Source organism: Erwinia sp. AK-PDG3-5, from assembly GCF_056821705.1.
This window is the reverse complement of sequence record NZ_CM165967.1, coordinates 466,738-492,114: the sequence shown is the minus strand read 5'-3', so window position 1 is coordinate 492,114 and position 25,377 is coordinate 466,738. Positions and strand designations below refer to the sequence as shown.

Annotated in this window: 42 protein-coding genes; 5 read left to right on the top strand and 37 right to left on the bottom strand. The window is 50.1% G+C overall.

What is annotated here, in order from left to right; genetic code table 11:
- The first annotated feature begins 12 nt into the window (after positions 1-12).
- The 5 genes from def (at position 13) to mscL (ending at position 4,803) form a co-directional block, all read left to right on the top strand.
- Entirely contained in the window at positions 13-537 is a 525-nt protein-coding gene (gene def, locus AC1UKS_RS02280) for a peptide deformylase (RefSeq protein WP_013204109.1), read from the top strand.
- 9 nt (positions 538-546) lie between these two features.
- Entirely contained in the window at positions 547-1,491 is a 945-nt protein-coding gene (fmt, locus tag AC1UKS_RS02275) for a methionyl-tRNA formyltransferase (RefSeq protein WP_482435580.1), read from the top strand.
- A 46-nt stretch (positions 1,492-1,537) separates the two neighbouring features.
- Positions 1,538-2,827, top strand: a complete 1,290-nt coding sequence (rsmB, locus tag AC1UKS_RS02270) for a 16S rRNA (cytosine(967)-C(5))-methyltransferase RsmB (protein ID WP_482435578.1) — start codon at positions 1,538-1,540, stop codon at positions 2,825-2,827.
- A 62-nt stretch (positions 2,828-2,889) separates the two neighbouring features.
- Positions 2,890-4,266 carry a Trk system potassium transporter TrkA gene (gene trkA, locus AC1UKS_RS02265; protein WP_105760321.1) on the top strand — a complete coding sequence of 459 codons (1,377 nt, stop codon included), beginning with the start codon at positions 2,890-2,892 and terminating at the stop codon, positions 4,264-4,266.
- Positions 4,267-4,392: 126 nt separating this feature from the next.
- Entirely contained in the window at positions 4,393-4,803 is a 411-nt protein-coding gene (gene mscL / locus AC1UKS_RS02260; protein ID WP_013204113.1) for a large-conductance mechanosensitive channel protein MscL, read from the top strand.
- Here mscL and AC1UKS_RS02255 read toward each other — a convergent pair.
- The 37 genes from AC1UKS_RS02255 to rpsL all read right to left on the bottom strand — a co-directional run bounded on the left by AC1UKS_RS02255 (position 4,778) and on the right by rpsL (position 25,309).
- On the bottom strand, positions 4,778-5,050 hold the full coding sequence (locus AC1UKS_RS02255; RefSeq protein ID WP_482435576.1) for an alternative ribosome-rescue factor A: 273 nt from the start codon (positions 5,048-5,050) through the stop codon (positions 4,778-4,780). The two genes, mscL and AC1UKS_RS02255, sit on opposite strands and share 26 nt — an antisense overlap.
- A 54-nt stretch (positions 5,051-5,104) precedes the next feature.
- A complete protein-coding gene (gene zntR, locus AC1UKS_RS02250; RefSeq protein ID WP_013204114.1) occupies positions 5,105-5,524 on the bottom strand; it encodes a Zn(2+)-responsive transcriptional regulator in 420 nt (139 codons plus the stop codon).
- Positions 5,517-5,894: a DnaJ family domain-containing protein gene (locus tag AC1UKS_RS02245; protein WP_482435574.1), complete on the bottom strand. Its 378-nt coding sequence runs from the start codon at positions 5,892-5,894 to the stop codon at positions 5,517-5,519. The genes zntR and AC1UKS_RS02245 overlap by 8 nt, the downstream gene beginning before the upstream one ends.
- A gap of 112 nt (positions 5,895-6,006) precedes the next feature.
- Positions 6,007-6,393 carry a 50S ribosomal protein L17 gene (rplQ, locus tag AC1UKS_RS02240; RefSeq protein ID WP_004160560.1) on the bottom strand — a complete coding sequence of 129 codons (387 nt, stop codon included), beginning with the start codon at positions 6,391-6,393 and terminating at the stop codon, positions 6,007-6,009.
- A 40-nt stretch (positions 6,394-6,433) separates the two neighbouring features.
- A complete protein-coding gene (locus AC1UKS_RS02235) occupies positions 6,434-7,423 on the bottom strand; it encodes a DNA-directed RNA polymerase subunit alpha (protein WP_013204116.1) in 990 nt (329 codons plus the stop codon).
- A 25-nt stretch (positions 7,424-7,448) separates the two neighbouring features.
- A complete protein-coding gene (gene rpsD, locus AC1UKS_RS02230; RefSeq protein WP_012442832.1) occupies positions 7,449-8,069 on the bottom strand; it encodes a 30S ribosomal protein S4 in 621 nt (206 codons plus the stop codon).
- 32 nt (positions 8,070-8,101) lie between these two features.
- A complete protein-coding gene (gene rpsK, locus AC1UKS_RS02225) occupies positions 8,102-8,491 on the bottom strand; it encodes a 30S ribosomal protein S11 (protein WP_004160563.1) in 390 nt (129 codons plus the stop codon).
- Between the two features lie 16 nt (positions 8,492-8,507).
- The gene (rpsM, locus tag AC1UKS_RS02220; protein ID WP_013204117.1) at positions 8,508-8,864 is read right to left on the bottom strand and encodes a 30S ribosomal protein S13; all 357 of its coding nucleotides are present in this window, start codon (positions 8,862-8,864) and stop codon (positions 8,508-8,510) included.
- Positions 8,865-9,000: 136 nt separating this feature from the next.
- Complete coding sequence (rpmJ, locus tag AC1UKS_RS02215; protein WP_013204118.1) at positions 9,001-9,117, bottom strand: 50S ribosomal protein L36; 117 nt, start codon at positions 9,115-9,117, stop codon at positions 9,001-9,003.
- 32 nt (positions 9,118-9,149) lie between these two features.
- Positions 9,150-10,481: a preprotein translocase subunit SecY gene (secY, locus tag AC1UKS_RS02210; RefSeq protein ID WP_013204119.1), complete on the bottom strand. Its 1,332-nt coding sequence runs from the start codon at positions 10,479-10,481 to the stop codon at positions 9,150-9,152.
- Positions 10,482-10,488: 7 nt separating this feature from the next.
- Positions 10,489-10,923, bottom strand: a complete 435-nt coding sequence (gene rplO, locus AC1UKS_RS02205; protein ID WP_013204120.1) for a 50S ribosomal protein L15 — start codon at positions 10,921-10,923, stop codon at positions 10,489-10,491.
- 3 nt (positions 10,924-10,926) lie between these two features.
- Positions 10,927-11,106, bottom strand: coding sequence for a 50S ribosomal protein L30 (rpmD, locus tag AC1UKS_RS02200; protein WP_004160569.1), 180 nt, complete (start codon positions 11,104-11,106; stop codon positions 10,927-10,929).
- Positions 11,107-11,111: 5 nt separating this feature from the next.
- The gene (gene rpsE, locus AC1UKS_RS02195) at positions 11,112-11,612 is read right to left on the bottom strand and encodes a 30S ribosomal protein S5 (protein WP_013204121.1); all 501 of its coding nucleotides are present in this window, start codon (positions 11,610-11,612) and stop codon (positions 11,112-11,114) included.
- Positions 11,613-11,626: 14 nt separating this feature from the next.
- The gene (rplR, locus tag AC1UKS_RS02190; RefSeq protein ID WP_013204122.1) at positions 11,627-11,980 is read right to left on the bottom strand and encodes a 50S ribosomal protein L18; all 354 of its coding nucleotides are present in this window, start codon (positions 11,978-11,980) and stop codon (positions 11,627-11,629) included.
- Positions 11,981-11,989: 9 nt separating this feature from the next.
- Positions 11,990-12,523, bottom strand: coding sequence for a 50S ribosomal protein L6 (gene rplF, locus AC1UKS_RS02185; protein WP_265908930.1), 534 nt, complete (start codon positions 12,521-12,523; stop codon positions 11,990-11,992).
- 10 nt (positions 12,524-12,533) lie between these two features.
- The gene (rpsH, locus tag AC1UKS_RS02180; RefSeq protein WP_013204124.1) at positions 12,534-12,926 is read right to left on the bottom strand and encodes a 30S ribosomal protein S8; all 393 of its coding nucleotides are present in this window, start codon (positions 12,924-12,926) and stop codon (positions 12,534-12,536) included.
- Between the two features lie 30 nt (positions 12,927-12,956).
- Positions 12,957-13,262 (bottom strand): 30S ribosomal protein S14, encoded by a 306-nt coding sequence (gene rpsN / locus AC1UKS_RS02175; RefSeq protein WP_013204125.1) that lies wholly within the window; start codon positions 13,260-13,262, stop codon positions 12,957-12,959.
- 13 nt (positions 13,263-13,275) lie between these two features.
- Positions 13,276-13,815, bottom strand: coding sequence for a 50S ribosomal protein L5 (gene rplE, locus AC1UKS_RS02170; protein WP_013204126.1), 540 nt, complete (start codon positions 13,813-13,815; stop codon positions 13,276-13,278).
- 14 nt (positions 13,816-13,829) lie between these two features.
- Entirely contained in the window at positions 13,830-14,144 is a 315-nt protein-coding gene (rplX, locus tag AC1UKS_RS02165; protein WP_013204127.1) for a 50S ribosomal protein L24, read from the bottom strand.
- Between the two features lie 10 nt (positions 14,145-14,154).
- Complete coding sequence (gene rplN, locus AC1UKS_RS02160) at positions 14,155-14,526, bottom strand: 50S ribosomal protein L14 (RefSeq protein WP_004160583.1); 372 nt, start codon at positions 14,524-14,526, stop codon at positions 14,155-14,157.
- Between the two features lie 166 nt (positions 14,527-14,692).
- Positions 14,693-14,947: a 30S ribosomal protein S17 gene (gene rpsQ, locus AC1UKS_RS02155; protein ID WP_013204128.1), complete on the bottom strand. Its 255-nt coding sequence runs from the start codon at positions 14,945-14,947 to the stop codon at positions 14,693-14,695.
- Positions 14,947-15,138 carry a 50S ribosomal protein L29 gene (rpmC, locus tag AC1UKS_RS02150; protein WP_013204129.1) on the bottom strand — a complete coding sequence of 64 codons (192 nt, stop codon included), beginning with the start codon at positions 15,136-15,138 and terminating at the stop codon, positions 14,947-14,949. Before rpmC ends, rpsQ begins: the two co-directional genes overlap by 1 nt.
- Complete coding sequence (rplP, locus tag AC1UKS_RS02145) at positions 15,138-15,548, bottom strand: 50S ribosomal protein L16 (protein WP_002438716.1); 411 nt, start codon at positions 15,546-15,548, stop codon at positions 15,138-15,140. Before rplP ends, rpmC begins: the two co-directional genes overlap by 1 nt.
- 12 nt (positions 15,549-15,560) lie before the next feature.
- Positions 15,561-16,259 (bottom strand): 30S ribosomal protein S3, encoded by a 699-nt coding sequence (gene rpsC / locus AC1UKS_RS02140; protein ID WP_013204130.1) that lies wholly within the window; start codon positions 16,257-16,259, stop codon positions 15,561-15,563.
- Between the two features lie 17 nt (positions 16,260-16,276).
- Positions 16,277-16,609: a 50S ribosomal protein L22 gene (rplV, locus tag AC1UKS_RS02135; protein WP_013204131.1), complete on the bottom strand. Its 333-nt coding sequence runs from the start codon at positions 16,607-16,609 to the stop codon at positions 16,277-16,279.
- A 13-nt stretch (positions 16,610-16,622) separates the two neighbouring features.
- Positions 16,623-16,901, bottom strand: coding sequence for a 30S ribosomal protein S19 (gene rpsS, locus AC1UKS_RS02130; protein ID WP_013204132.1), 279 nt, complete (start codon positions 16,899-16,901; stop codon positions 16,623-16,625).
- A gap of 16 nt (positions 16,902-16,917) precedes the next feature.
- Positions 16,918-17,739, bottom strand: coding sequence for a 50S ribosomal protein L2 (rplB, locus tag AC1UKS_RS02125; protein WP_013204133.1), 822 nt, complete (start codon positions 17,737-17,739; stop codon positions 16,918-16,920).
- 17 nt (positions 17,740-17,756) lie between these two features.
- Positions 17,757-18,059, bottom strand: a complete 303-nt coding sequence (gene rplW / locus AC1UKS_RS02120; RefSeq protein WP_013204134.1) for a 50S ribosomal protein L23 — start codon at positions 18,057-18,059, stop codon at positions 17,757-17,759.
- Entirely contained in the window at positions 18,056-18,661 is a 606-nt protein-coding gene (gene rplD / locus AC1UKS_RS02115; RefSeq protein WP_013204135.1) for a 50S ribosomal protein L4, read from the bottom strand. The genes rplW and rplD overlap by 4 nt, the downstream gene beginning before the upstream one ends.
- A 10-nt stretch (positions 18,662-18,671) precedes the next feature.
- A complete protein-coding gene (rplC, locus tag AC1UKS_RS02110; RefSeq protein WP_013204136.1) occupies positions 18,672-19,301 on the bottom strand; it encodes a 50S ribosomal protein L3 in 630 nt (209 codons plus the stop codon).
- A gap of 33 nt (positions 19,302-19,334) precedes the next feature.
- Positions 19,335-19,646, bottom strand: a complete 312-nt coding sequence (gene rpsJ, locus AC1UKS_RS02105; RefSeq protein ID WP_001181005.1) for a 30S ribosomal protein S10 — start codon at positions 19,644-19,646, stop codon at positions 19,335-19,337.
- A 339-nt stretch (positions 19,647-19,985) separates the two neighbouring features.
- A complete protein-coding gene (gene bfr, locus AC1UKS_RS02100) occupies positions 19,986-20,459 on the bottom strand; it encodes a bacterioferritin (RefSeq protein WP_265908928.1) in 474 nt (157 codons plus the stop codon).
- An 84-nt stretch (positions 20,460-20,543) separates the two neighbouring features.
- Positions 20,544-20,738, bottom strand: a complete 195-nt coding sequence (bfd, locus tag AC1UKS_RS02095) for a bacterioferritin-associated ferredoxin (RefSeq protein WP_346568034.1) — start codon at positions 20,736-20,738, stop codon at positions 20,544-20,546.
- A 166-nt stretch (positions 20,739-20,904) separates the two neighbouring features.
- Entirely contained in the window at positions 20,905-22,089 is a 1,185-nt protein-coding gene (gene tuf / locus AC1UKS_RS02090; protein WP_013204139.1) for an elongation factor Tu, read from the bottom strand.
- A 70-nt stretch (positions 22,090-22,159) separates the two neighbouring features.
- Positions 22,160-24,274, bottom strand: a complete 2,115-nt coding sequence (gene fusA / locus AC1UKS_RS02085) for an elongation factor G (RefSeq protein ID WP_482435562.1) — start codon at positions 24,272-24,274, stop codon at positions 22,160-22,162.
- 93 nt (positions 24,275-24,367) lie between these two features.
- Positions 24,368-24,838, bottom strand: coding sequence for a 30S ribosomal protein S7 (gene rpsG / locus AC1UKS_RS02080; protein ID WP_008457106.1), 471 nt, complete (start codon positions 24,836-24,838; stop codon positions 24,368-24,370).
- 96 nt (positions 24,839-24,934) lie between these two features.
- Positions 24,935-25,309: a 30S ribosomal protein S12 gene (rpsL, locus tag AC1UKS_RS02075; protein WP_013204141.1), complete on the bottom strand. Its 375-nt coding sequence runs from the start codon at positions 25,307-25,309 to the stop codon at positions 24,935-24,937.
- Between the last annotated feature and the right edge of the window lie 68 nt (positions 25,310-25,377).

Sequence of the window (25,377 nt, the reverse complement as noted above, 5' to 3'; positions counted from 1 at the left end):
ATCTGGAAAGTTATGTCAGTTTTGCAGGTATTACATTTTCCTGACGAGCGCCTGCGCATCGTTGCGAAACCCGTTAAAGAAGTGAATGCCGATATTCAGCGCATCGTCGATGATATGTTTGAAACGATGTATGCCGAAGAAGGTATCGGGTTGGCGGCCACTCAGGTCGATATCCATCAGCGCATTATCGTGATTGACGTTTCTGAAAATCGCGAAGAACGTCTTGTGCTTATCAACCCCGAAATGTTGGAAAAAAGCGGCGAAACGGGAATTGAAGAGGGTTGCCTCTCCATTCCTGAACAGCGTGCGCTGGTTCCCCGCGCTGAAAAAGTCAAAATACGCGCGCTGGATCGTGAAGGAAACAGCTATGAGCTGGAAGCAGATGGTTTACTGGCTATCTGTATTCAACACGAAATGGATCATCTGGTCGGTAAACTGTTTATTGACTACCTGTCGCCGATGAAGCGCCAGCGTATCCGCCAGAAGCTGGAAAAACTTTATCGCCAGACTGCTCGCGATCAAAACGAGCCTGAATAAGGGAAAAGCGTGTCTGAAGCCCTGAATATTATCTTTGCCGGCACTCCAGACTTTGCAGCGCGTCATTTAGACGCGCTGTTGTCTTCTGGGCATAACGTTGTTGGCGTTTTTACGCAGCCAGACCGTCCGGCAGGCCGTGGAAATAAACTCACCGCCAGCCCGGTTAAGCTGCTGGCCGAGCAACACAATCTCCCGGTGTTTCAGCCAAAATCCCTCCGGCCGGAAGAAAACCAGCAGCTGGTTGCCGATTTACGCGCTGATGTGATGGTGGTGGTCGCCTATGGTTTGATCCTGCCAGCGCCGGTGTTGGCGATGCCACGTCTGGGTTGTATCAACGTGCACGGGTCGCTGCTGCCAAAATGGCGTGGCGCTGCGCCAATCCAACGCTCACTGTGGGCAGGAGACAGCGAAACCGGCGTGACGATTATGCAAATGGACGTCGGGCTGGATACGGGCGATATGTTGTATAAGCTTGCTTGCCCAATCGGGCCTGAAGATACCAGCGCCACGCTTTACAGCAAGCTGGCTGAGCTGGGCCCTGAAGGTATGTTGGTCACCTTATCGCAGCTGGCTGACGGCACTGCGAAGCCTGAAGTTCAGGATGAAGCGCAGGTCAGCTATGCCGAGAAGCTAAGCAAGGAAGAAGCTAAGCTGGACTGGAGCCTTTCGGCTGCCCAGCTGGAACGCTGCATACGTGCCTTCAACCCGTGGCCTGTTAGCTATTTCACTGTCGATGACCAGCCAGTAAAAGTCTGGAAAGCGACCGTATTGCCTCACTCAGATCAACATCCCGGCAAGATCGTTCAGGCCGATAAAAACGGCATTCAGGTTGCCACCGCTGACGGTGTCCTGAACATTGAAGAACTGCAACCTGCCGGCAAAAAGCCGATGAAAGTGCAGGATCTGCTGAACTCCCGCCGAGAGTGGTTCACGCCGGGCAACATTCTTGCCTGATGCCTCGCCCGGTTCACATCCGGGCTGATTTTGACTTGCGATCCCTATGAAAAAAAATACCAATTTGCGCAGCATTGCTGCCCAGACTATCGAAAAAGTGGTCGAGCAAGGCCAGTCGCTCAGTAACGTGCTGCCTGCTGCGCAGAAATCCGTGGCTGAGAAAGATGCTGCGCTGCTGCAAGAGCTTTGCTATGGCGTGTTGCGTACCCTTCCTCAACTGGAATGGATTATTGGCCAGCTGATGGAACGCCCGATGACGGGCAAACAACGTACCATTCACTTCCTGGTAATGGTTGGCCTTTATCAGCTGATCTTCACCCGCATTCCCGCTCATGCCGCGCTGGCAGAAACGGTTGAAGGTGCAATCTCCCTGAAACGACAGCAGTTTAAGGGATTGATTAACGGTGTATTGCGTCAATTCCAGCGTAAGCAGGACGAGTTGGTGCAGCAGATGAACATTGGCGACCAGAAATACCTGCATCCGAAATGGCTGCTGGAAAGACTGAAGCGTGCGTGGCCGAATAACTGGGAAGCCATTGTTGAGGCCAATAATCTGCGGCCGCCAATGTGGCTGCGTGTTAATCGCCAACACCATAGCCGGGATGCCTGGCTGAAGCTGTTACAGGAAGCAGGCAAAGAAGCCGAGCCGCACCCACTACATGCAGATGCTTTACGACTAGAGACGCCTTGCCCGGTGTCACAGCTGCCGGGATTTGATCTGGGCTGGGTGACGGTTCAGGATGCTTCTGCACAAGGATGCGTGGCGCTGTTGGATCCGCAAAATGGCGAATCTATTCTCGACCTCTGCGCCGCTCCGGGCGGCAAAACCACTCATATTCTTGAAGCAGCGCCACAGGCAACTGTACTGGCGGTGGATATTGATGAGCAACGTCTGGCCAGGATTAACGAAAATCTACTGCGTCTCAATATGACGGCAGAGGTAAAGGTTGGCGACGGTTGTCTCCCAGAAACATGGTGTGGCGACAAACAGTTTGACCGCATTCTGTTAGATGCCCCTTGCTCGGCAACCGGTGTTATCCGCCGTCATCCTGATATTAAATGGCTACGCCGCGATCGTGACATCCCTGAGCTTGCAGCTTTGCAGCAGCAGATCCTGGATGCTATCTGGCCGCATCTGAAGCCTGGCGGTACATTGCTGTATGCAACCTGCTCCATCCTGCCGGAAGAGAATCATCTGCAGGTTGCCGCTTTCCTTGAACGCCATGAAGATGCCATGCTGTCTGATACAGGCGATGCCAACCATCCGGGTCTGCAGGTCTTCCCTGCTCCACAGGATGGCGACGGCTTCTTCTATGCAAAATTACTAAAACGATAACTGCGCCGGCCGGGGACAGATTCCCGGCCAGGTTGACTCCCAACGAATCAGACTAAAACAAAATGAAAATAATCATTCTTGGCGCCGGTCAGGTAGGTGGCACACTCGCCGAAAACCTGGTTGGTGAAAACAACGACATTACTGTCGTAGATACTGATTCGAATCGTCTGCGTCAGTTGCAGGATAAATTCGACCTGCGTGTCGTACAGGGGCACGGGTCACATCCTCGCGTATTACGTGAAGCGGGCGCCGAAGATGCCGATATGTTGGTTGCGGTGACCAATTCGGATGAAACGAATATGATCGCCTGTCAGATTGCCTACTCGCTGTTTAACACCCCCAACCGTATTGCCCGTATTCGTGCTCCGGACTACATCAGGGATGCGGAAAAACTGTTTGTCCCGGAAGCGATCCCAATCGATCATTTGATTTCGCCAGAGCAGTTAGTGATCGATAACATCTACCGGTTGATCGAGTACCCAGGGGCATTGCAGGTAGTGAATTTTGCAGAGGGCAAAGTGAGTCTCGCGGTTGTGAAGGCGTATTATGGCGGCCCGTTGGTCGGCAATGCGCTGGCCGTCATGCGTGAACATATGCCGCATATTGATACGCGCGTAGCGGCTATCTTCCGTCAGGATCGTCCCATCCGTCCGCAAGGATCGACGATTGTAGAAGCCGGTGATGAAGTTTTCTTTATCGCTGCCAGCCAAAATATCCGGGCGGTAATGAGCGAATACCAGCGTCTGGAAAAACCGTACAAGCGCATTATGATCGTCGGCGGCGGTAATATTGGCTTTGGACTCGCCCAGCGGCTGGAAAAAGATTACAGCGTTAAACTGATCGAACGCGATCAGCAACGTGCAGCAGAGTTGGCAGAGCAGCTGCAAAACACCATCGTGTTTTATGGTGATGCTTCCGATCAAGAACTGCTTGAAGAAGAACACATCGATCAAATAGATCTGTTCATTGCCATCACCAATGATGACGAAGCCAACATTATGTCGGCTATGCTCGCCAAACGGATGGGCGCGAAAAAAGTAATGGTGCTCATCCAACGTAAAGCCTATGTCGATCTGGTGCAGGGCAGCGTGATAGATATTGCCATCTCACCACAGCAGGCAACTATTTCCGCATTGCTGGGGCATGTCCGTAAAGCTGATATTGTCGGGGTTTCGTCATTACGCCGCGGTGTTGCAGAAGCCATTGAAGCCATCGCTCATGGTGATGAAACGACGTCGCGCGTGGTGGGCAGACTGATTAATGATATCAAACTGCCTCCAGGCACCATCATCGGGGCCGTTGTGCGAGGTAATGATGTCATGATCGCCAATGATAATTTGCGTATTGAGCAAGGCGATCACGTCATCATGTTCCTTACTGACAAGAAGTTTGTGCCCGATGTTGAACGCCTCTTCCAGCCGAGTCCGTTCTTCCTGTAGTTTCGCGCCGGTGGATTTTACTGCCGGCTGCTTTATTCCGGTGATAATTCATTTATTCACCCATCACCATGGAAAAAAACCAATCGTTTGTTAGACTTAACAATTGGCACAGGAAAGGAGATAACAATGAGTTTATTCAAAGAGTTTCGCGATTTTGCTATGCGCGGCAATGTTGTCGACCTGGCGGTCGGTGTCATCATCGGTGCAGCATTTGGTAAGATCGTTTCTTCTCTGGTGGCGAATATCATTATGCCACCGCTAGGGTTACTGATTGGTGGTGTAGATTTCAAATCATTCAGCTGGATATTGAAGCCTGCAGAAGGCGAAACCCCAGCGGTTGTGATGCAATACGGAATTTTCCTTCAGACGGTATTTGATTTTGTGATCGTTGCCTTCGCAATCTTTATGGCGATCAAGGTAATGAACAAGTTGTATCAGAAAAAAGAAGTGGAAAAACCAGCGGCGAAACCAAGTGCAGAAGAGACGCTGTTAACGGAAATTCGCGATCTGCTCAAGCAGCAGAACGGCCAGCCATAATTCTGGCATTGGCTGTAAAAAAACCGCTCCTGGCGGTTTTTTTTTGCTCTGAAAGCAGAAGGCCAGTGGTAAAGCTGTCTTTACCACTGGCCTCCCAGTTACCCTTCTTCTTGTGTTTGTCTTTACGCCGGAAGCTGCCTTTGCCTTTTTGATTCACTTCTATCCGAACTTTGAATAATGGATCGTGCAGTAACGCTTCAATCGCATTGTCGCGTATGACACCTTTCTTATGTTGATAACCTGACATGTGATTTTCCTTTCATGAATGACGGCATGAATATAGAACCCGTTGAATAAAAAATCAATCTGCTGCAGCAATTTCCCCCTTTTCCAGTGCCTCAAGGATTGAACAGTAAACGCTGCTGTGTGAAGTCCCGCAGCAGGCATCATTTAATCGCCGTAGTGAACGCTGCATATTCTGCAATTCGGCAATCATTCCTTCGACTTCCTGCAAGCGTGACTGGACGATGGTTTTCGATTCCTGGCAGGTATGATGCTCCGGATCAACGCGGATCGACAGTAGTTCCCGGATCGCTTCAAGACTAAAACCCAACTGTCTGCCATAACGAATAAACTTCAAACGCTGCAGATCCTTATCGCTATAAAGACGGAATCCGCCTTCAGTTCGGATTTCATGGTCCATCATCTGCTGCTTTTCGTAGTAGCGGATGGTATCTGGCGTAACATCGGCCAGCTTAGCCAGTTGCCCAATTTTAAACATCACTCTCTCCTTTGAACCGCTTTTGAACGTGATTACTGTAGTCACCGCGCAGGAACGTAGTGCTCATACCCGCTTGTCTGAGTTTTAGTTCAAGTAAGACCAGACGCTTAGCATGCTGATCATAGCGATGATCATCGGGCTCAAGCCCTGCAAGGAGTTGGTCAAGTTCGACCGCTTCACGACGCATTTCCAGTTCAGGTGGCAGATAGCCAGAATTTTTCATCAGACGATAGGCCGCGCGTAATTCAACTGGAACATGACTGTCATCATCCAGCTCAAGCTTTTTACCGCTGCCGGGCAGATCGTCCAGCTCACCGTTCTTTTGTGCTTCAGAGATATGTTGCTCTACCAGTCGATCAATAAGCCACATATTGGACTCGCTAAATGGAGAAGGAAGGGATGAGGATAACGCTTGAAAGGGCTGAGGGGAATTTTAGACATAAAAAAACCGGGCAAGCCCGGTTTTTCCGTAGTGCAACAGATTACTCTGCTACAGCTTCTGCTTGAGCTTCTGGACGATCAACGAGCTCGATGTAAGCCATCGGAGCGTTGTCACCAGCGCGGAAGCCACACTTCAGAATGCGAGTGTAACCACCTGCACGACTCGCAAAACGCGGGCCGAGCTCATTAAACAGTTTTGCCACGATCTCGTTATCACGAGTACGGGCGAATGCCAGACGACGATTAGCTACGCTATCGGTCTTGGCAAGAGTAATCAGCGGCTCAACTACGCGACGCAGCTCTTTCGCTTTTGGCAGGGTCGTCTTGATAATCTCGTGACGAACCAAAGAGCCAGCCATGTTGCGGAACATAGCCTGACGATGGCTGCTGTTGCGGTTCAGTTGACGACCACTCTTACGATGGCGCATGACCTTATCCTTCTCAGTGAAACCTTAACCTGTGATCGGTTTATTCATCAGCAATGCTAGCGGGTGGCCAGTTTTCCAGGCGCATGCCCAGAGACAGTCCACGCGAAGCCAGCACATCTTTAATCTCGGTAAGAGATTTTTTACCAAGGTTAGGCGTTTTAAGCAGCTCAACCTCGGTACGCTGTACCAGATCACCGATGTAGTGGATAGCTTCTGCCTTAAGGCAGTTAGCAGAGCGGACAGTCAATTCCAGATCGTCAACAGGGCGCAGCAAGATTGGATCGAATTCTGGCTTCTCTTCTTTAACTTCCGGCTGACGTACATCACGTAAGTCAACGAATGCTTCAAGTTGTTCTGCCAGGATGGTAGCCGCACGGCGGATCGCTTCTTCAGGATCTATAGTGCCGTTGGTTTCCATTTCGATAACCAGCTTGTCCAGGTCAGTACGCTGTTCAACACGCGCTGCTTCAACATTGTAGGCTATACGCTCTACAGGGCTGTAACAGGCGTCTACCAACAGACGACCGATCGGGCGCTCATCTTCTTCCGAATGAATTCGGGCAGAAGCCGGCACATAACCGCGACCACGCTGAATTTTGATACGCATGCTAATCGCAGCGTTCTCATCGGTCAGGTGGCAAATCACGTGCTGCGGCTTGACGACTTCGACATCACCATCATGGGTGATATCGGCTGCAGTTACAGGGCCAATGCCAGATTTATTCAAGGTGAGAATAACTTCATCTTTCCCCTGAACTCTTACCGCCAGCCCTTTCAGGTTGAGCAGGATTTCCAGGATATCTTCCTGTACGCCCTCTTTGGTGCTGTACTCATGTAGTACACCATCAATTTCAACCTCGGTCACCGCGCAACCCGGCATGGATGAAAGCAGAATACGGCGCAGTGCGTTACCAAGAGTATGGCCAAAGCCACGCTCTAAAGGCTCAAGGGTCACCTTGGCGTGCGTCGAACTCACTTGCTCGATATCTACCAGGCGCGGTTTTAGAAACTCTGTCACAGAACCCTGCATTGTGTCCTCTCTTTGGTACTAAGCTTTACTTGGAGTAAAGCTCGACGATCAGGTGTTCGTTAATGTCCGCAGACAGATCGGTACGTTCAGGAATACGTTTGAACACACCTTCCATCTTAGTCGCATCAACTTCCAGCCAGGTTGGCTTTTCACGCTGTTCAGCCAGCTCCAGAGCGGCTTTCACGCGAGACTGCTTTTTGGCTTTCTCACGGATGCTAACAACGTCATTCGGAGTTACCTGATAAGAAGCGATGCTGACAACGCGACCGTTTACCATGATAGATTTGTGGCTAACTAACTGACGTGATTCTGCACGAGTAGCGCCAAAGCCCATACGGTAAACAACGTTATCCAGACGACCTTCAAGCAGTGCTAACAGGTTTTCACCTGTGTTGCCTTTCAGACGAGCTGCTTCTTTATAATAGTTACGGAACTGACGCTCCAGCACGCCGTAGGTACGACGAACTTTCTGCTTTTCACGTAACTGCACACCATAATCAGACAGACGCGGTTTACGCGCACCGTGCTGACCAGGAGCTTGTTCAATCTTACACTTGGTATCAATCGCGCGAACGCCTGACTTCAAAAAGAGGTCGGTACCTTCGCGACGGCTCAGCTTGAGCTTAGGACCCAAATATCTTGCCATTTTCTTTCTCCAACATTCCTAAAAAACGGGCGTTATACGCGACGTTTTTTCGGCGGACGACAACCGTTGTGAGGGATCGGAGTCACATCAGTAATATTCGTGATGCGGAAACCAGCAGCGTTCAGAGCACGAATCGTTGATTCGCGGCCTGGACCTGGACCCTTAACCATAACTTCCAAGTTCTTAATACCGTAATCTTTCACGGCCTCTGCGCAACGCTCTGCAGCAACCTGCGCAGCGAATGGCGTAGACTTACGAGAACCACGGAAACCGGAACCACCGGCTGTTGCCCAACCCAGCGCATTACCCTGACGATCGGTAATAGTTACGATGGTGTTGTTAAAAGACGCATGGACATGAGCCACGCCATCAGAGACTTGCTTTCTTACACGCTTGCGTGCACGAACTGGTGCCTTTGCCATTATTCAATCACCCCGATTATTTCTTGATCGGTTTACGCGGACCCTTGCGGGTACGTGCGTTGGTCTTAGTACGCTGACCGCGAACTGGAAGACCACGACGATGACGTAAACCACGATAGCAGCCAAGGTCCATAAGACGCTTGATGCTCAGGGTGACTTCACGACGCAGATCGCCTTCAACAACAAACTTAGCTACTGCATCACGCAGAATATCGATTTGTTCTTCAGACAGCTCACTGATCTTAACATTTTCAGCGATTCCCGTAGTTGCACAGATAGACTGTGAACGGGTCTTACCGATGCCGAAGATTGCAGTTAATGCAATCACGGTATGTTTATGATCAGGAATGTTAATGCCTGCTATACGGGCCACTATGCACTCCTATTTAATTACTTATGCGTCCCATGCCGAAAAGCCCGTTTTCAGGATACTCAAATGGAAACGCATAGACATACAAAAGATTGGCTGGCTAATCTAGCCAGCTCAACCCGACTTTGCAAGAAAAATATTAGCCTTGACGCTGTTTATGCTTAGGCTCGGCGCTGCAAATAACACGAACGACACCTTCGCGGCGAACGATTTTGCAGTTACGACATAATTTCTTGACGGAAGCACGAACTTTCATTTTTACTCTCCGTAACTTCAGTAAGCGCCTGATTAACGGCCGTAGCCTTTCAGGTTTGCTTTCTTCAATGCAGACTCATACTGACTGGACATCATCAGAGTTTGCACTTGAGCCATAAAGTCCATGATGACAACCACTACGATCAGCAGTGATGTACCGCCGAAGTAGAATGGGACTTTCATCGCATCACGCATGAACTCCGGGATCAGGCAGATGAAAGTAATGTAGAGCGCGCCGACCAAAGTCAGGCGAGTCATTACTTTATCGATGTACTTCGCCGTCTGTTCTCCCGGACGAATTCCTGGTACAAATGCACCGGACTTCTTCAGGTTATCTGCTGTTTCACGCGGGTTGAACACCAGCGCTGTGTAGAAGAAACAGAAGAAGATGATTGCAGTCGCATAGAGTAGCACATAAAGCGGTTGTCCGGGCTGCAAATTCATCGAAATAGTCGTCAGCCAGTTCCAACCGGTACCGCCCCCGAACCAAGAAGCTATAGTCGCTGGGAACAGAATAATGCTGGAAGCAAAGATTGCTGGGATAACCCCGGCCATATTCACTTTCAACGGTAAATGTGTGCTCTGTGCAGCATAGACACGACGGCCTTGCTGACGTTTCGCATAGTTCACCACAATGCGGCGTTGACCACGCTCAACGTAAACAACGAAGAAGGTCACTGCAAATACGAGAACTGCAACCAACAGCAACAGGAGGAAGTGCAGGTCGCCTTGCCTTGCTTGCTCGATAGTATGGCCAACGGCCGGCGGCAATCCCGCAACAATACCAGCGAAGATTATGATTGAGATACCGTTGCCGATACCTCGCTCAGTAATCTGTTCACCCAGCCACATCAGGAACATTGTTCCGGTAACCAGGCTAACAACAGCGGTAAAGTAGAAAGCAAAGCCTGGGTTTAACACCAGGCCCTGCATTCCAGGCATATTCGGTAAACCGGTAGCAATACCGACAGACTGAAATATCCCTAATACCAACGTACCGTAACGGGTGTACTGGCTGATCTTACGACGGCCAGCCTCCCCTTCTTTCTTTATTTCAGCTAACGCTGGATGAACCACCGTCAGCAGCTGGATAATAATAGAGGCCGAAATGTACGGCATAATACCCAGGGCAAAGATAGAAGCACGGCTGAGGGCACCACCAGAGAACATGTTAAACATTTCAATGATGGTGCCACGCTGTTGCTCAAGCAGTTTGGCAAGTACAGTGGCATCGATACCAGGGATCGGAATAAAAGAACCAATTCGGAAAACAATCAGCGCACCAATAACAAACAGAAGTCTGCGTTTTAGTTCGCCAAAACCACCCTTGGCACTTTGAAAATCTAATCCTGGTTGCTTAGCCATCTGCTACTTATTCCTCAATTTTACCGCCAGCAGCTTCGATTGCAGCACGAGCGCCTTTAGTGACACGCAGACCGCGAACCGTTACCGGTGCAGAGACTTCGCCAGACAGAATAACTTTAGCGAATTCAATCTGAATTCCGATAATGTTGGCTGCTTTCAGCGTGTTCAGGTCGACGATTCCGCCTTCCACTTTCAGCAGGTCAGACAGACGAACTTCTGCCGTAACCATTGCTTTGCGTGAGGTGAAACCGAATTTCGGCAGACGACGGTACAGAGGCATCTGGCCGCCTTCGAAACCGCGACGTACGCCACCGCCAGAACGTGAGTTCTGACCTTTGTGACCACGACCAGCGGTCTTGCCGAGGCCAGAACCAATACCACGACCAACACGCTTCGCAGCGTGTTTAGACCCTTCGGCCGGAGACAGAGTATTTAAACGCATCTGTTACTCCTCCACTTTAACCATGTACGAAATCGCGTTGACCATACCGCGTACAGCTGGCGTGTCTTCACGCTCTACGGTGTGGTTAATACGACGCAGACCCAGGCCAAGCAGCGTTGCCTTGTGTTTTGGCAAACGACCGATCGAACTGCGGGTTTGAGTAATCTTAATAGTCTTAGCCATGGTCATTACCCCAGAATGTCTTCAACGGATTTGCCACGCTTAGCAGCGACCATTTCTGGGGAATTCATGTTGCCCAGGCCATCCAGCGTTGCACGAACCACGTTAATCGGGTTAGTGGAACCGTAGGCTTTAGCCAAAACGTTATGAACCCCAGCGACTTCCAGGACGGCGCGCATTGCACCACCGGCAATAATACCGGTACCTTCAGAAGCCGGCATCATGAACACACGAGAACCTGTGTGCACACCTTTAACAGGGTGCTGCAGAGTACCGTTGTTCAACGCAACATTGATCATGTTGCGACGAGCTTTTTCCATAGCTTTCTGGATCGCTGCTGGAACTTCACGCGCTTTTCCGTAACCAAAACCGATACGACCGTTACCGTCGCCAACCACTGTCAATGCAGTGAAGGAGAAGATACGACCGCCTTTAACGGTTTTAGATACGCGATTTACCGCGATCAGCTTTTCCTGCAGTTCGCCAGCTTGTTTTTCGATGTGTGCCATCTTACACCTCTACCTTAGAACTGTAGGCCAGCTTCACGGGCAGCATCTGCCAGTGCCTGGACACGACCATGATATTGGAAACCAGAGCGGTCGAAAGAAACATTTTTGATGCCTTTTTCGATTGCGCGCTCAGCTACTGCTTTACCAACAGCTGCTGCGGCGTCTTTGTTTCCTGTGTACTTCAATTGCTCACCGATTGCTTTTTCTACAGTAGAAGCAGCAACCAGGATTTCAGAGCCGTTTGGAGCAATTACCTGTGCGTAAATATGACGCGGGGTACGATGTACCACCAGGCGGGTTGCACCAAGCTCTTTGAGCTTACGGCGTGCGCGGGTCGCACGACGGATACGAGCAGATTTCTTATCCATAGTGTTACCTTACTTCTTCTTAGCCTCTTTGGTACGCACGACTTCGTCGGCGTAACGAACACCCTTGCCTTTATAAGGCTCAGGACGACGGTAGGCGCGGAGATCTGCTGCTACCTGGCCAATCAGCTGTTTATCAGCGCCTTTCAGCACGATCTCAGTCTGAGTTGGACATTCAGCAGTAATTCCGGCTGGCAGCGCGTGGTCAACAGGGTGAGAGAAGCCCAGGGCCAAGCTCACAGAGTTGCCTTTAACGGCTGCACGATAACCTACACCAACCAGCTGTAACTTCTTAGAGAAGCCTTCGGTAACACCGATAACCATACCGTTCAACAATGCACGAGAAGTACCAGCCTGTGCCCAACCATCCGTGAAGCCTTCGCGCGGGGCGAAAGTCAGGGAGTTGTCAACATGCTTAACTTCTACAGCAGAGTTCAAAGTACGAGTCAGCTCGCCGTTTTTACCTTTAATCGAAATTACCTGACCGTCGAGTTTTACCTCTACGCCTGCAGGAATCACGACAGGTGCTTTAGCAACACGAGACATAAATTCCTCCTTAAGCTACGTAGCAGATAATTTCGCCACCAAGACCAGCCTGGCGCGCTGCACGATCGGTCATAACACCTTTAGAGGTAGAAATAACAGCGATACCCAGTCCTGCCATAACTTTTGGCAGCTCGTCTTTGCGTTTGTAGATGCGCAGACCTGGACGACTAACACGCTGAATGCTCTCTACCACTGCCTTGCCCTGGAAATACTTAAGAGTAAGTTCCAGTTCTGGCTTGGTGTCGCCTTCGATTTTAAATTCTTCAATATATCCTTCTTCCTTCAGCAGCTTGGCAATAGCCAATTTCAGCTTGGAGGAAGGCATGGTAACCGCTACTTTATTCGCAGATTGACCGTTACGGATACGGGTCAGCATATCCGCGATCGGATCTTGCATGCTCATCTGTCTTTACTCCCGTGATTCAATTGGTAATTACCAGCTAGCCTTTTTCAAGCCAGGTACTTCACCGCGCATAGCGGCTTCACGAAGCTTGATACGGCTCAACCCGAACTTGCCCACATAACCATGTGGACGGCCAGTTTGGCGGCAGCGTTTACGCTGACGAGACGGGCTGGAATCACGCGGCAGAGTTTGCAGCTTGAGAACAGCATTCCAACGATCTTCGTCGGATGAGTTCACACCTGAAATGATAGCTTTCAGTTCCTCGCGTTTAGCGCGGTACTTATCAGCCAGTTTCACGCGAACGACTTCGCGTGCTTTCATCGATTGCTTAGCCATCAGTAACCCTGCCTTACTTGCGGAATGGGAAGTTAAAAGCAGCCAAAAGTGCGCGGCCTTCATCATCAGATTTCGCAGTAGTGGTAATGGTGATATCCAAACCACGAACGCGGTCGACTTTGTCATAGTCGATCTCTGGGAAGATGATCTGCTCACGAACGCCCATGCTGTAGTTTCCACGGCCATCGAATGACTTAGCGGACAAGCCACGGAAGTCACGGATACGTGGAACAGCAATAGAAATCAGACGCTCAAAGAACTCCCACATGCGTTCGCCACGCAGAGTTACTTTACAGCCGATCGGATAGCCCTGACGGATTTTGAAGCCTGCAACTGATTTGCGTGCTTTGGTGATAAACGGCTTTTGACCGGAGATTGCTGCCAAGTCGGCTGCTGCGTTATCCAGCAGTTTCTTGTCAGCGATCGCTTCACCCACACCCATATTCAGGGTGATCTTCTCGACCCGAGGGACTTGCATGACAGAATTGTAGCTAAACTCAGTCATGAGTTGTTTAACTACTTCGTCTTTGTAGTAATCATGCAGTTTCGCCATCGTACTACTCCAAATTACTTGATAGTTACGCTGTTAGACTTGAAGAAACGGACTTTTTTGCCGTCTTCGAATCTAAAGCCTACACGGTCCGCCTTGCCGGTGGCAGTGTTGTAAAGTGCAACGTTAGAAACCTGCAGAGCAGCTTCCTTTTCAACGATGCCACCTGGTTGGTTCAGGGCCGGAACCGGCTTCTGATGTTTCTTAACCAGGTTGATACCTTCAACAATTACCTTGCCAGAAGACAGGACATTCTTAACTTTACCGCGCTTACCTTTATCTTTGCCGGTCAGCACGACAACTTCGTCATCGCGACGGATTTTAGCTGCCATTTTTCGCTCCTTAGAGTACTTCTGGTGCCAGAGAGATAATTTTCATGAACTTTTCAGTACGAAGTTCACGAGTTACCGGCCCAAAAATACGCGTTCCGATAGGCTGCTCGCTGTTATTATTTAAAATAACGCATGCATTACCATCGAAGCGAATGACAGAACCGTCCGGGCGACGAACACCCTTCCTGGTGCGCACCACTACCGCTTTCAGCACATCACCTTTCTTAACCTTACCGCGAGGAATTGCTTCCTTGATGGTAATTTTGATGATATCGCCTACGCCTGCGTAGCGACGGTGCGAGCCACCCAGAACCTTGATACACATTACGCGACGTGCACCGGAGTTGTCGGCGACGTTCAGCATAGTCTGTTCTTGGATCATTTTAGTGCTCCGCTAATGTCAACTACTACTTCGGGACCTGATTCAGGTCGATTGATAGCCCATAATTGAGGGCGCAGCATTATAACACTGCTTTTCGCATATGGGTAGAAAAAATAAACGGCTCAAAACGAGCCGTTTATCTTATTTTTAACGAGGGCTGATTCTATTACAGAATCGCTTTCTCTACAACGCGAACCAGCGTCCAGGACTTAGTCTTGGACAGCGGGCGGCATTCGCGGATGATAACCACGTCGCCGATACCGCATTCATTGTTCTCGTCATGTACGTGCAGTTTAGTCGTACGCTTGATGAATTTACCGTAGATAGGGTGTTTCACAAAACGTTCGATAGCAACGGTCATGGATTTCTCCATTTTGTCACTAGTCACACGACCTTGCAGAGTACGGATTTTATCGGTCATTACGCACCCGCCTTCTCAGTCAGTAAAGTCTTTACGCGTGCAACATCACGACGCACTTGCTTCAACAGATGAGACTGTTGCAGCTGGCCGGATGCTGCCTGCATGCGCAGGTTAAACTGCTCACGCAGTAGGTTAAGAAGCTCAGTGTTCAGCTCTTCAACGCTTTTTTCACGCAGCTCTGTTGCTTTCATTACATCACCGTCTTAGTTACAAAGGTGGTTTTGATAGGCAGTTTTGCTGCTGCCAGCTTGAATGCTTCACGGGCAAGCTCTTCCGGAACGCCGTCCATTTCATACAGGACTTTGCCCGGTTGGATCAAGGCAACCCAATACTCCACGTTACCTTTACCTTTACCCATACGCACTTCCAGCGGCTTCTCGGTAATTGGTTTGTCCGGGAATACACGGATCCAAATTTTACCTTGACGCTTAACTGCACGTGTCATTGCACGACGTGCGGCTTCGATCTGACGGGCGGTCAGACGACCACGGCCAACAGCTTTCAAACCGAAAGTACCGAAGCTAACATCCGTGCCCTGCGCCAGACCACGGTTGCGGCCTTTATGCACTTTACGGAATTTTGTACGCTTTGGTTGTAACATCAGCGACTCTCCTTACTTACGGCTTTTACGCTGCTGCTTTTTAGGTTGAGCAGCCGGTTCCGGTTGTTCAACAGCAGCCATACCACCCAGGATCTCACCTTTGAAGATCCATACCTTAACGCCGATTACACCATAAGTGGTGTGCGCTTCAGAGGTGTTGTAGTCAATGTCAGCACGCAGGGTGTGCAACGGCACGCGGCCTTCACGGTACCATTCGGTACGCGCGATTTCAGCACCGCCCAGACGGCCACTAACTTCAACTTTGATCCCTTTAGCGCCCAGACGCATTGCGTTCTGTACAGCACGCTTCATAGCACGACGGAACATCACACGACGCTCCAGCTGTGAAGTGATGCTGTCAGCAACCAATTTAGCGTCCAGTTCCGGCTTACGGACTTCAGCGATATTGATCTGTGCAGGAACGCCAGCGATATCCGCTACGACCTTGCGCAGTTTTTCTACGTCTTCGCCTTTCTTACCGATCACGATGCCAGGGCGAGCAGTGTGAATAGTCACACGGATGCTCTTAGCTGGACGCTCGATAACGATACGAGATACAGACGCTTTGGCCAGTTCTTTAGTCAAGAACTGACGCACTTTAAAGTCGCTGTCCAGGTTGTCAGCGAATTCTTTGGTATTGGCGAACCAGGTAGAGTTCCAAGCTTTAACTATACCCAGGCGAATACCATTAGGATGTACTTTCTGACCCATTGCTAGTCTCCAGAGTCTCAGCGATCGGACACAACCACAGTAATGTGGCTGGTGCGCTTCAGGATGCGATCTGCACGACCTTTTGCACGAGGCATAATGCGCTTCATGCTAGGGCCTTCGTCTACGAAGATCTTCGTGACTTTCAGATCATCAATGTCAGCGCCATCGTTGTGTTCGGCGTTAGCAATGGCAGATTCTAAGACCTTCTTAACCAGTACAGCCGCTTTCTTGTTGGTGTAGGTCAAAATGTCCAGAGCCTGCGACACATTCTTACCGCGTACAAGATCCGCAACAAGGCGAACCTTCTGTGCAGAAGAACGAGCGTGGCGATGTTTAGCGATAGTTTCCATCTCTTCCTCCTGCTTAGCGTTTCTTGGCTTTCTTATCAGCCGTGTGGCCGCGATAAGTACGGGTCGGTGCAAATTCACCCAGTTTGTGACCGACCATTTCGTCGGAAACAAAGACAGGAACGTGCTGACGACCATTATGGACAGCGATGGTCAAACCGATCATGTTAGGGAAGATCGTTGAACGACGGGACCAGGTGCGCAAAGGCTTCTTGTCTCCGCTTTCCACCGCTTTCTCTACCTTCTTCAGCAAGTGCAGGTCAATAAAAGGACCTTTCTTGAGAGAACGTGGCATGGCTTATCCTCTAAAATTATTTGCTACGGCGACGTACGATAAATTTATCAGTACGCTTGTTGCTGCGGGTCTTCTTACCTTTGGTCTGAACGCCCCACGGAGTTACCGGGTGCTTACCAAAGTTACGACCTTCACCACCACCGTGTGGGTGGTCGACTGGGTTCATCGCAGTACCGCGAACGGTAGGACGAACACCACGCCAACGAGCAGCACCGGCTTTACCCAGAACGCGAAGCATATGCTCAGCATTACCGACTTCACCCAGGGTAGCGCGGCAGTCGATTTCGACTTTACGCATTTCACCTGAACGCAGACGCAGGGTTACGTAGGAACCTTCACGCGCAACGATCTGCACGTAAGTACCAGCTGAGCGAGCAATCTGTCCGCCTTTGCCTGGTTTCATTTCTACGTTATGCACGGTAGAACCCACTGGGATGTTACGCATCGGCAGGGTGTTACCTGCTTTAATCGCAGCATCAACGCCAGACTGAATCTGGTCGCCAGCTTTCAGGCCTTTAGGGGCCAGGATGTAACGGCGCTCGCCGTCTTTGTACAGAACCAGTGCGATGTTCGCAGAGCGGTTCGGATCGTACTCAAGACGTTCAACGGTTGCTGGGATACCATCTTTGTTGCGTTTGAAGTCAACAATACGGTAAGCCTGCTTGTGACCACCACCGATATGACGGGTAGTGATGCGACCATTGTTGTTACGGCCGCCGGATTTGCTGTTTTTCTCTACCAGCGGGGCGAATGGTTTGCCCTTGTGCAGCTCCGTGTTTACCACTTTAACTACATGGCGACGACCCGGAGATGTCGGTTTACATTTAACAACTGCCATTGTTCTTCTCCTCCGACTTACTCAGCGCCGCCGACGAAGTCCAGATTCTGGCCTTCTTTCAGGGTGACGTAAGCTTTTTTCCAGTCGTTACGACGACCAATACGCTGACCAGAACGTTTAACTTTCCCTTTAACTACCAGGGTGTTAACGTCTTTTACTTCCACTTCGAAAAGCTTCTGTACAGCGGCTTTGATTTCTGCCTTGGTCGCGTCTTTAGCAACTTTGAGAACGATGGTGTTTGTTTTTTCCATCGCGGCAGATGCTTTTTCAGATACGTGCGGCGCGCGCACGACTTTCAGCAGACGTTCTTCACGGATCATGCCAGCATCTCCTCAACTTGCTTAACTGCGTCAGCAGTCATAACGACTTTGTCGAAGGCGATCAGGCTAACTGGGTCGATACCAGCTGCATCACGTACGTCAACCTTGTACAGGTTGCGCGCGGCCAGGAACAGGTTCTCTTCCAGTTCGCCTGTGATGATCAGCACGTCTTCCAGAGCCATGTCTTTCAGTTTCTCAACAAGCAGCTTAGTTTTAGGCGCTTCCAGAGAGAACTGCTCGACAACGATCAGACGATCTTGACGTACCAATTCGGACAAAATGCTTTTCAGCGCGCCGCGGTACATCTTTTTGTTAACTTTTTGACTGTGATCCTGTGGCTTCGCTGCGAAAGTTACACCACCTGAACGCCAGATCGGGCTCTTCACAGTACCAGCACGAGCACGGCCAGTACCTTTCTGACGCCACGGTTTCTTACCGGAACCAGTTACTTCAGCGCGGGTCTTCTGAGCACGAGTACCTTGACGGGCACCTGCTGCATAAGCAACAACAACCTGGTGTACTAGCGCTTCGTTGAAATCACGACCGAAGGTAGTTTCGGAAACAGTCAGCGCGCTTTGCGCGTCTTTCAATACTAATTCCATTGCTATCCCCTTACGCCTTAACAGCTGGTTTAACGATCAGGTCGCAACCGGTAGCACCGGGTACTGCACCTTTAACCAGCAGCAGGTTGCGCTCAGCGTCAACGCGTACCACGTCCAGGCTCTGAACAGTGACACGTTCGTTACCCATCTGGCCTGCCATTTTCTTGCCTTTAAACACTTTGCCCGGAGTCTGGTTCTGACCGATAGAACCCGGTACGCGGTGGGACAAGGAGTTACCGTGAGTAGCATCCTGAGTACGGAAGTTCCAGCGCTTTACAGTACCGGCAAAACCTTTACCTTTAGATGTTCCAGTCACGTCAACTTTTTTAACGTCGCTGAAGATATCAACGTTAATGCTCTGACCAACAGCGAACTCATCACCTTCAACGGTGCGGAATTCCCAGAGGCCACGGCCAGCTTCAACGCCAGCTTTAGCAAAATGACCTGCTTCAGGCTTAGTAACACGGTTTGCTTTTTTAGCGCCCGCAGTTACCTGGATAGCAGTGTAGCCGTCGTTTTCCAGGCTCTTAACCTGAGTCACGCGGTTTGCTTCAATTTCAATCACGGTTACTGGGATAGAAACGCCATCTTCAGTGAAGATACGAGTCATGCCCACTTTCTTACCGACTAAACCAATCATTGTGTTCAACCTCTCAATCGCTCAATGACCTGATTAACCCAGGCTGATCTGCACGTCTACACCTGCAGCCAGATCCAGACGCATCAGAGCATCAACCGTTTTTTCAGTTGGCTCAACGATGTCAACCAGACGCTTGTGAGTGCGAATTTCATACTGATCGCGCGCGTCTTTGTTGACGTGCGGGGAGATCAGAACAGTAAAACGCTCTTTGCGGGTCGGCAGCGGAATAGGACCACGAACCTGCGCACCAGTGCGCTTGGCAGTCTCTACGATTTCCGCAGTTGATTGATCGATCAAACGATGATCAAACGCTTTAAGACGGATACGGATTCTTTGGTTCTGCATGAGACCAGAGCTCCAATTATTTATAAACGAAAAGATTACTACTCAAACCCATTACGATTGATGGGAGAGTGTAATCGTCTGCACATAACTCCCCTATTGGGAGTATTGTCAGGTTAGCTAATTGCCAACCTGCGGTTCAGATTGAACCGGGCCGTCATTTCTGACGAGCCCGCGCATTATACGTGTCTGAGCACACAAAGCAAACTGTTTGTCGCAAAGGAATGTAGGGGGAAGCTGGAAGGGGAAAGCGCTTGATGGGACTCAGAAATGACAACGCCGCTGAAGTGACTGTTTCAGCGGCGAAAATATGTACAACGACATTGCAACTGCCCTACCCTGCTATTCGACTTTTATTTGTGTCTGGAGATAATTTTGTACCCCGACCTTGCCCATCAGATCGAGTTCGGTTTCCAGGAAATCGATGTGATGCTCTTCATCCTCCAGAATCACTATCATCATGTCCCGACTGACGTAGTCATGCACCTTGTCAGCGTAGGCTATCGCTTCCCGTAAATCTCTCGCCCCTTCAAGTTCCAACGCTAAATCTGACTTCAGCATCTCTTCAACATCCTCTCCGATGCGAAGTCTGCCCAGATCCTGCAGGTTGGGTAATCCTTCAAGAAACAGAATGCGTTCAATGTATTTGTCGGCATGCTTCATTTCATCGATGGATTCGTGGTACTCAATATCGTTAAGCCGCATCAGCCCCCAATTCTTGAACATCCGCGCATGCAGGAAATACTGATTGATAGCAACCAGCTCATTTCCAAGCAATTTGTTTAAATGACTTATAATTTTGGCATCGCCCTTCATTTTGCTTCCTCCGCTTCCAGTTAATCAAATCGTAGACGCGGATTGGGGGAAGTCAAAAAACCATGACAAATTATAGGGAGATTATCAGGCGATCTCTTTGTACTGCGGAACGTGCTGCAGTTCTTCATCCATGATTTCGCGCGCGGCACGGATACATTTGCCACATTGTTTGCCAACCGGGACCAGTTGACGAAGGTGCTGTAACGATTTCGGTTGATAACGGCGGACAACTTCGCGGATGGTTTTATCACTAACGGCATTACACAAGCAGACGTACATTTTGCGACTCCAGTACAGTTTCTGATCATAGTGTAAATGCGAATCGTTTTTATTTCAATCGCTACCATCCTCCCGGCGTCAAATTACAGGCATAAAAAAAGAGCACCGAAGTGCTCTTTTTACTTGCACCGGCAGAGCGAACCCTGCCGTTTCAAATCATCGACAATTAAGCGATAACTTTAGCAACAACGCCCGCACCAACAGTACGGCCGCCTTCACGGATTGCGAAACGCAGACCGTCATCCATCGCGATTGGGTGGATCAGGGTAACAACCATCTGGATGTTGTCACCAGGCATTACCATCTCAACGCCTTCTGGCAGTTCGATGGTACCGGTCACGTCAGTTGTACGGAAGTAGAACTGTGGACGGTAGCCTTTGAAGAACGGAGTATGACGGCCGCCTTCGTCTTTGGACAGAATGTAAACTTCTGACTCAAATTTGGTGTGTGGCTTGATTGAACCTGGCTTAGCCAGAACCTGGCCACGCTGGATTTCTTCACGCTTGATACCACGCAGAAGAACACCACAGTTCTCGCCTGCACGACCTTCGTCAAGCAGCTTACGGAACATCTCAACACCAGTACAGGTAGATTTAACGGTGTCTTTGATGCCGACGATTTCAACTTCTTCGCCAACTTTAACGATACCGCGCTCTACACGACCGGTAACAACAGTACCACGGCCGGAGATGGAGAAAACGTCTTCAATTGGCAGCAGGAATGGCTTGTCAATTGCGCGCTCTGGTTCTGGGATGTAGCTATCCAGGTAACCAGCCAGCTCGATGATTTTCTCTTCCCACTCAGCTTCGCCCTGCAGTGCTTTCAGTGCAGAACCGCGAACGATTGGCAGGTCATCACCAGGGAAGTCGTAGGCAGAAAGAAGTTCACGAACTTCCATCTCAACCAGTTCCAGCAGCTCTTCATCATCAACCATGTCACATTTGTTCATGAATACGATGATGAAAGGAACGCCAACCTGGCGACCCAACAGGATGTGCTCACGGGTCTGAGGCATAGGGCCGTCAGTTGCAGCAACAACCAGAATTGCACCGTCCATCTGCGCAGCACCGGTGATCATGTTTTTCACATAGTCGGCGTGGCCTGGGCAGTCAACGTGCGCATAGTGGCGAGTCGGGGTGTCATATTCAACGTGAGAAGTGTTGATGGTGATACCACGTGCTTTTTCTTCTGGTGCGTTATCGATCTGGTCGAATGCACGAGCAGAACCGCCGTAGGTTTTAGCCAGAACGGTGGTGATAGCTGCTGTCAGGGTAGTTTTACCGTGGTCAACGTGGCCGATAGTACCAACGTTGACGTGCGGTTTGTTACGTTCAAATTTCTCTTTAGCCACGACGATATTCCTTACTTTAATGCTCTCACTCCATGGTGAGAGCATATGATCAATATTTTAAAACTGTAGCTTATTTGCTACGAGCTTCAATAACGGCCTGAGCGACATTGTTCGGCGCATCATCATACTTCAGGAACTCCATAGAGTATGAAGCACGGCCTTTAGTCAGAGAACGCAGCTGAGTTGCATATCCGAACATTTCAGACAGCGGAACTTCAGCGTGAATCTGAACGCCAGTAGCGTTAGATTCTTGTCCCTTCAGCATACCACGACGACGGCTAAGGTCACCGATAACGTCACCGGTGTTCTCTTCCGGAGTCTCTACTTCAACCTTCATGATCGGCTCAAGCAGAACTGGAGTTGCTTTCCTAAAGCCGTCTTTGAACGCGATAGAAGCAGCCAGTTTAAACGCCAGCTCAGAGGAGTCAACGTCATGGTAAGAACCAAAGTGCAGACGAACACCCAGATCGACTACTGGATAACCAGCCAGAGGACCTGATTTCAGCTGCTCCTGGATACCTTTGTCAACCGCAGGGATATATTCCGTTGGAATAGTACCGCCTTTGATGTCGTTGACGAACTCGTAACCTTTAGGGTTCGAGCCTGGATCCAGTGGGTACATGTCGATAACAACATGACCATACTGGCCACGACCACCAGACTGCTTGGCGTGTTTGCCTTCGATATCGGTAACTTTGGCGCGAATCGCTTCACGATAAGCAACCTGAGGTTTACCGACGTTCGCTTCAACGTTGAATTCACGCTTCATACGGTCAACGATGATGTCGAGGTGCAATTCACCCATACCGGCGATGATGGTCTGGTTAGTTTCTTCATCAGTCCATACGCGGAATGATGGATCTTCTTTAGCCAGACGACCCAGAGCCAGACCCATTTTTTCCTGGTCAGCTTTGGTTTTTGGTTCAACAGCGATCGAGATTACTGGCTCTGGGAATTCCATGCGCTCCAGAATGATCACGTTGTTTGGATCACACAGAGTGTCACCGGTAGTCACGTCTTTCAGACCGATAGCCGCGGCGATGTCGCCTGCACGAACTTCTTTGATCTCTTCACGCTTGTTGGCGTGCATCTGTACGATACGGCCCAGACGCTCACGAGCAGACTTCACCGGGTTATAAACTGTGTCACCGGAGTTAACGATGCCAGAGTAAACGCGGAAGAAGGTCAGGTTACCAACAAACGGGTCGGTAGCGATTTTGAACGCCAGCGCAGCAAACGGTTCTTCATCATCAGAGTGACGAACAGCTGGGGTATCTTTACCATCGTCCAGCATACCGTTGATTGCAGTAACGTCAGTTGGAGCCGGCAGATATTCAACAACCGCATCCAGCATCGCCTGAACACCTTTGTTCTTAAATGCAGAACCACAGGTAACCAGGATGATTTCGCTGTTCAGAACGCGCTTACGCAGAGATGTTTTGATCTCTTCTTCAGTCAGCTCTTCGCCGCCAAAGAATTTCTCCATCAGCTCGTCAGAACCTTCAGCAGCGGCTTCGACCAGCTTGGCGCGCCATTCATCAGCCAGTTCCTGCATATCAGCTGGGATCTCTTCGTAAACGAAGGTCACGCCCTGATCGGCATCGTTCCAGTTGATGGCTTTCATTTTCACCAGGTCAACAACACCGGTGAATTTCTCTTCTGCGCCGATTGCCAGCTGCAATGGAACTGGGTTTGCACCCAGGCGCACTTGCATCTGATCAACAACTTTCAGGAAGTTAGCACCCATGCGGTCCATTTTGTTAACGAACGCGATGCGTGGAACTTTATATTTGTTAGCCTGGCGCCATACGGTCTCAGACTGTGGCTGAACACCACCAACTGCACAGTAAACCATTACTGCGCCGTCAAGCACACGCATGGAACGTTCTACTTCGATGGTGAAGTCAACGTGTCCCGGGGTGTCGATGATGTTTACATGGTGTGGCTCAAACTGCTTAGCCATACCAGACCAGAAACAGGTGGTTGCAGCGGAAGTGATGGTAATACCACGTTCCTGTTCCTGCTCCATCCAGTCCATGGTGGCCGCGCCGTCATGTACTTCACCGATTTTGTGGTTTACACCGGTGTAGAACAGAACACGTTCGGTCGTCGTCGTTTTACCGGCGTCGATGTGTGCGCTGATTCCGATGTTACGGTAGCGCTCAATGGGTGTTTTACGAGCCATTTGATTCCTCTGATTCTCGGACGTTCTAAGTTAGTAAACCCCAGCGGGTGAGTCACTGGGACGCCCGCTGGGTTAATAACAACTACGAAGCTGTTACCAGCGGTAGTGAGCGAACGCCTTGTTGGCTTCGGCCATACGGTGAACGTCTTCACGTTTCTTAACTGCAGTACCTTTGTTCTCTGCAGCATCAGAAAGTTCGTTCGCCAGGCGCAGAGCCATCGATTTATCACCGCGTTTACGAGCAGCTTCAACGATCCAACGCATTGCCAGAGCATTACGACGAACCGGACGGACTTCAACTGGTACCTGATAAGTAGAACCACCAACGCGACGGGATTTAACTTCCACGGTTGGGCGGACGTTGTCCAGGGCTACTTCAAATGCTTCCAGTTCGTTTTTACCTGAACGCTGAGCCAGGGTCTCAAGCGCGGTATAGACGATTGATTCAGCTGTAGATTTTTTACCGTCTACCATCAGGATGTTTACAAATTTAGCCAGCAGCTCTGATCCGAACTTAGGATCTGGCAGGATTTTACGCTGGCCAATTACGCGACGACGTGGCATGGAAATACTCCGTTGTTAATTCAGGATTGTCCAAAACTCTACGAGTTTATTATGACATTTAATATAAAACGTTTGGCCTTACTTAACGGAGAACCATTAAGCCTTTGGCTTCTTCACGCCGTACTTGGAGCGTGACTGCTTACGGTCTTTAACACCTGAGCAGTCCAGCGCGCCACGAACGGTGTGGTAACGCACACCTGGCAAGTCTTTTACACGACCGCCACGGATCAGGATCACGGAGTGTTCCTGCAGGTTATGACCTTCACCGCCGATGTAGGAGGTAACTTCAAAACCGTTGGTCAAGCGAACACGACATACTTTACGCAGTGCGGAGTTCGGTTTTTTAGGGGTAGTAGTATATACGCGAGTACATACACCACGTTTCTGCGGGCAGGCTTCCAGCGCAGGTACGTTGCTCTTTGCAACTTTACGTGCGCGTGGTTTGCGAACCAGCTGATTAACTGTTGCCATTAAATAGCTCCTGGGATTTGCTTTTGCTTCGTAAACACGTGATAAATCGCCTCGTGGTATAACGAGGA

Bases quoted from the DNA above. Each gene is read 5' to 3' on its own strand.
- def (WP_013204109.1), top strand. From the start codon at position 13: ATGTCAGTTTTGCAGGTATTACATTTTCCTGACGAGCGCCTGCGCATC.
- rsmB (WP_482435578.1), top strand. From the start codon at position 1,538: ATGAAAAAAAATACCAATTTGCGCAGCATTGCTGCCCAGACTATCGAA.
- trkA (WP_105760321.1), top strand. From the start codon at position 2,890: ATGAAAATAATCATTCTTGGCGCCGGTCAGGTAGGTGGCACACTCGCC.
- mscL (WP_013204113.1), top strand. From the start codon at position 4,393: ATGAGTTTATTCAAAGAGTTTCGCGATTTTGCTATGCGCGGCAATGTT.
- AC1UKS_RS02255 (WP_482435576.1), bottom strand. From the start codon at position 5,050: ATGTCAGGTTATCAACATAAGAAAGGTGTCATACGCGACAATGCGATT.
- zntR (WP_013204114.1), bottom strand. From the start codon at position 5,524: ATGTTTAAAATTGGGCAACTGGCTAAGCTGGCCGATGTTACGCCAGAT.
- AC1UKS_RS02245 (WP_482435574.1), bottom strand. From the start codon at position 5,894: ATGTGGCTTATTGATCGACTGGTAGAGCAACATATCTCTGAAGCACAA.
- rplQ (WP_004160560.1), bottom strand. From the start codon at position 6,393: ATGCGCCATCGTAAGAGTGGTCGTCAACTGAACCGCAACAGCAGCCAT.
- AC1UKS_RS02235 (WP_013204116.1), bottom strand. From the start codon at position 7,423: ATGCAGGGTTCTGTGACAGAGTTTCTAAAACCGCGCCTGGTAGATATC.
- rpsD (WP_012442832.1), bottom strand. From the start codon at position 8,069: ATGGCAAGATATTTGGGTCCTAAGCTCAAGCTGAGCCGTCGCGAAGGT.
- rpsK (WP_004160563.1), bottom strand. From the start codon at position 8,491: ATGGCAAAGGCACCAGTTCGTGCACGCAAGCGTGTAAGAAAGCAAGTC.
- rpmJ (WP_013204118.1), bottom strand. From the start codon at position 9,117: ATGAAAGTTCGTGCTTCCGTCAAGAAATTATGTCGTAACTGCAAAATC.
- secY (WP_013204119.1), bottom strand. From the start codon at position 10,481: ATGGCTAAGCAACCAGGATTAGATTTTCAAAGTGCCAAGGGTGGTTTT.
- rplO (WP_013204120.1), bottom strand. From the start codon at position 10,923: ATGCGTTTAAATACTCTGTCTCCGGCCGAAGGGTCTAAACACGCTGCG.
- rpmD (WP_004160569.1), bottom strand. From the start codon at position 11,106: ATGGCTAAGACTATTAAGATTACTCAAACCCGCAGTTCGATCGGTCGT.
- rpsE (WP_013204121.1), bottom strand. From the start codon at position 11,612: ATGGCACACATCGAAAAACAAGCTGGCGAACTGCAGGAAAAGCTGATC.
- rplR (WP_013204122.1), bottom strand. From the start codon at position 11,980: ATGGATAAGAAATCTGCTCGTATCCGTCGTGCGACCCGCGCACGCCGT.
- rplF (WP_265908930.1), bottom strand. From the start codon at position 12,523: ATGTCTCGTGTTGCTAAAGCACCTGTCGTGATTCCTGCAGGCGTAGAG.
- rpsH (WP_013204124.1), bottom strand. From the start codon at position 12,926: ATGAGCATGCAAGATCCGATCGCGGATATGCTGACCCGTATCCGTAAC.
- rpsN (WP_013204125.1), bottom strand. From the start codon at position 13,262: ATGGCTAAGCAATCGATGAAAGCACGCGAAGTCGTTCGCGTGAAACTG.
- rplE (WP_013204126.1), bottom strand. From the start codon at position 13,815: ATGGCGAAACTGCATGATTACTACAAAGACGAAGTAGTTAAACAACTC.
- rplX (WP_013204127.1), bottom strand. From the start codon at position 14,144: ATGGCAGCTAAAATCCGTCGCGATGACGAAGTTGTCGTGCTGACCGGC.
- rplN (WP_004160583.1), bottom strand. From the start codon at position 14,526: ATGATCCAAGAACAGACTATGCTGAACGTCGCCGACAACTCCGGTGCA.
- rpsQ (WP_013204128.1), bottom strand. From the start codon at position 14,947: ATGACCGATAAAATCCGTACTCTGCAAGGTCGTGTGACTAGTGACAAA.
- rpmC (WP_013204129.1), bottom strand. From the start codon at position 15,138: ATGAAAGCAACAGAGCTGCGTGAAAAAAGCGTTGAAGAGCTGAACACT.
- rplP (WP_002438716.1), bottom strand. From the start codon at position 15,548: ATGTTACAACCAAAGCGTACAAAATTCCGTAAAGTGCATAAAGGCCGC.
- rpsC (WP_013204130.1), bottom strand. From the start codon at position 16,259: ATGGGTCAGAAAGTACATCCTAATGGTATTCGCCTGGGTATAGTTAAA.
- rplV (WP_013204131.1), bottom strand. From the start codon at position 16,609: ATGGAAACTATCGCTAAACATCGCCACGCTCGTTCTTCTGCACAGAAG.
- rpsS (WP_013204132.1), bottom strand. From the start codon at position 16,901: ATGCCACGTTCTCTCAAGAAAGGTCCTTTTATTGACCTGCACTTGCTG.
- rplB (WP_013204133.1), bottom strand. From the start codon at position 17,739: ATGGCAGTTGTTAAATGTAAACCGACATCTCCGGGTCGTCGCCATGTA.
- rplW (WP_013204134.1), bottom strand. From the start codon at position 18,059: ATGATCCGTGAAGAACGTCTGCTGAAAGTCGTGCGCGCGCCGCACGTA.
- rplD (WP_013204135.1), bottom strand. From the start codon at position 18,661: ATGGAATTAGTATTGAAAGACGCGCAAAGCGCGCTGACTGTTTCCGAA.
- rplC (WP_013204136.1), bottom strand. From the start codon at position 19,301: ATGATTGGTTTAGTCGGTAAGAAAGTGGGCATGACTCGTATCTTCACT.
- rpsJ (WP_001181005.1), bottom strand. From the start codon at position 19,646: ATGCAGAACCAAAGAATCCGTATCCGTCTTAAAGCGTTTGATCATCGT.
- bfr (WP_265908928.1), bottom strand. From the start codon at position 20,459: ATGAAGGGCGATGCCAAAATTATAAGTCATTTAAACAAATTGCTTGGA.
- bfd (WP_346568034.1), bottom strand. From the start codon at position 20,738: ATGTACGTCTGCTTGTGTAATGCCGTTAGTGATAAAACCATCCGCGAA.
- fusA (WP_482435562.1), bottom strand. From the start codon at position 24,274: ATGGCTCGTAAAACACCCATTGAGCGCTACCGTAACATCGGAATCAGC.
- rpsG (WP_008457106.1), bottom strand. From the start codon at position 24,838: ATGCCACGTCGTCGCGTAATTGGCCAGCGTAAAATCCTGCCAGATCCT.
- rpsL (WP_013204141.1), bottom strand. From the start codon at position 25,309: ATGGCAACAGTTAATCAGCTGGTTCGCAAACCACGCGCACGTAAAGTT.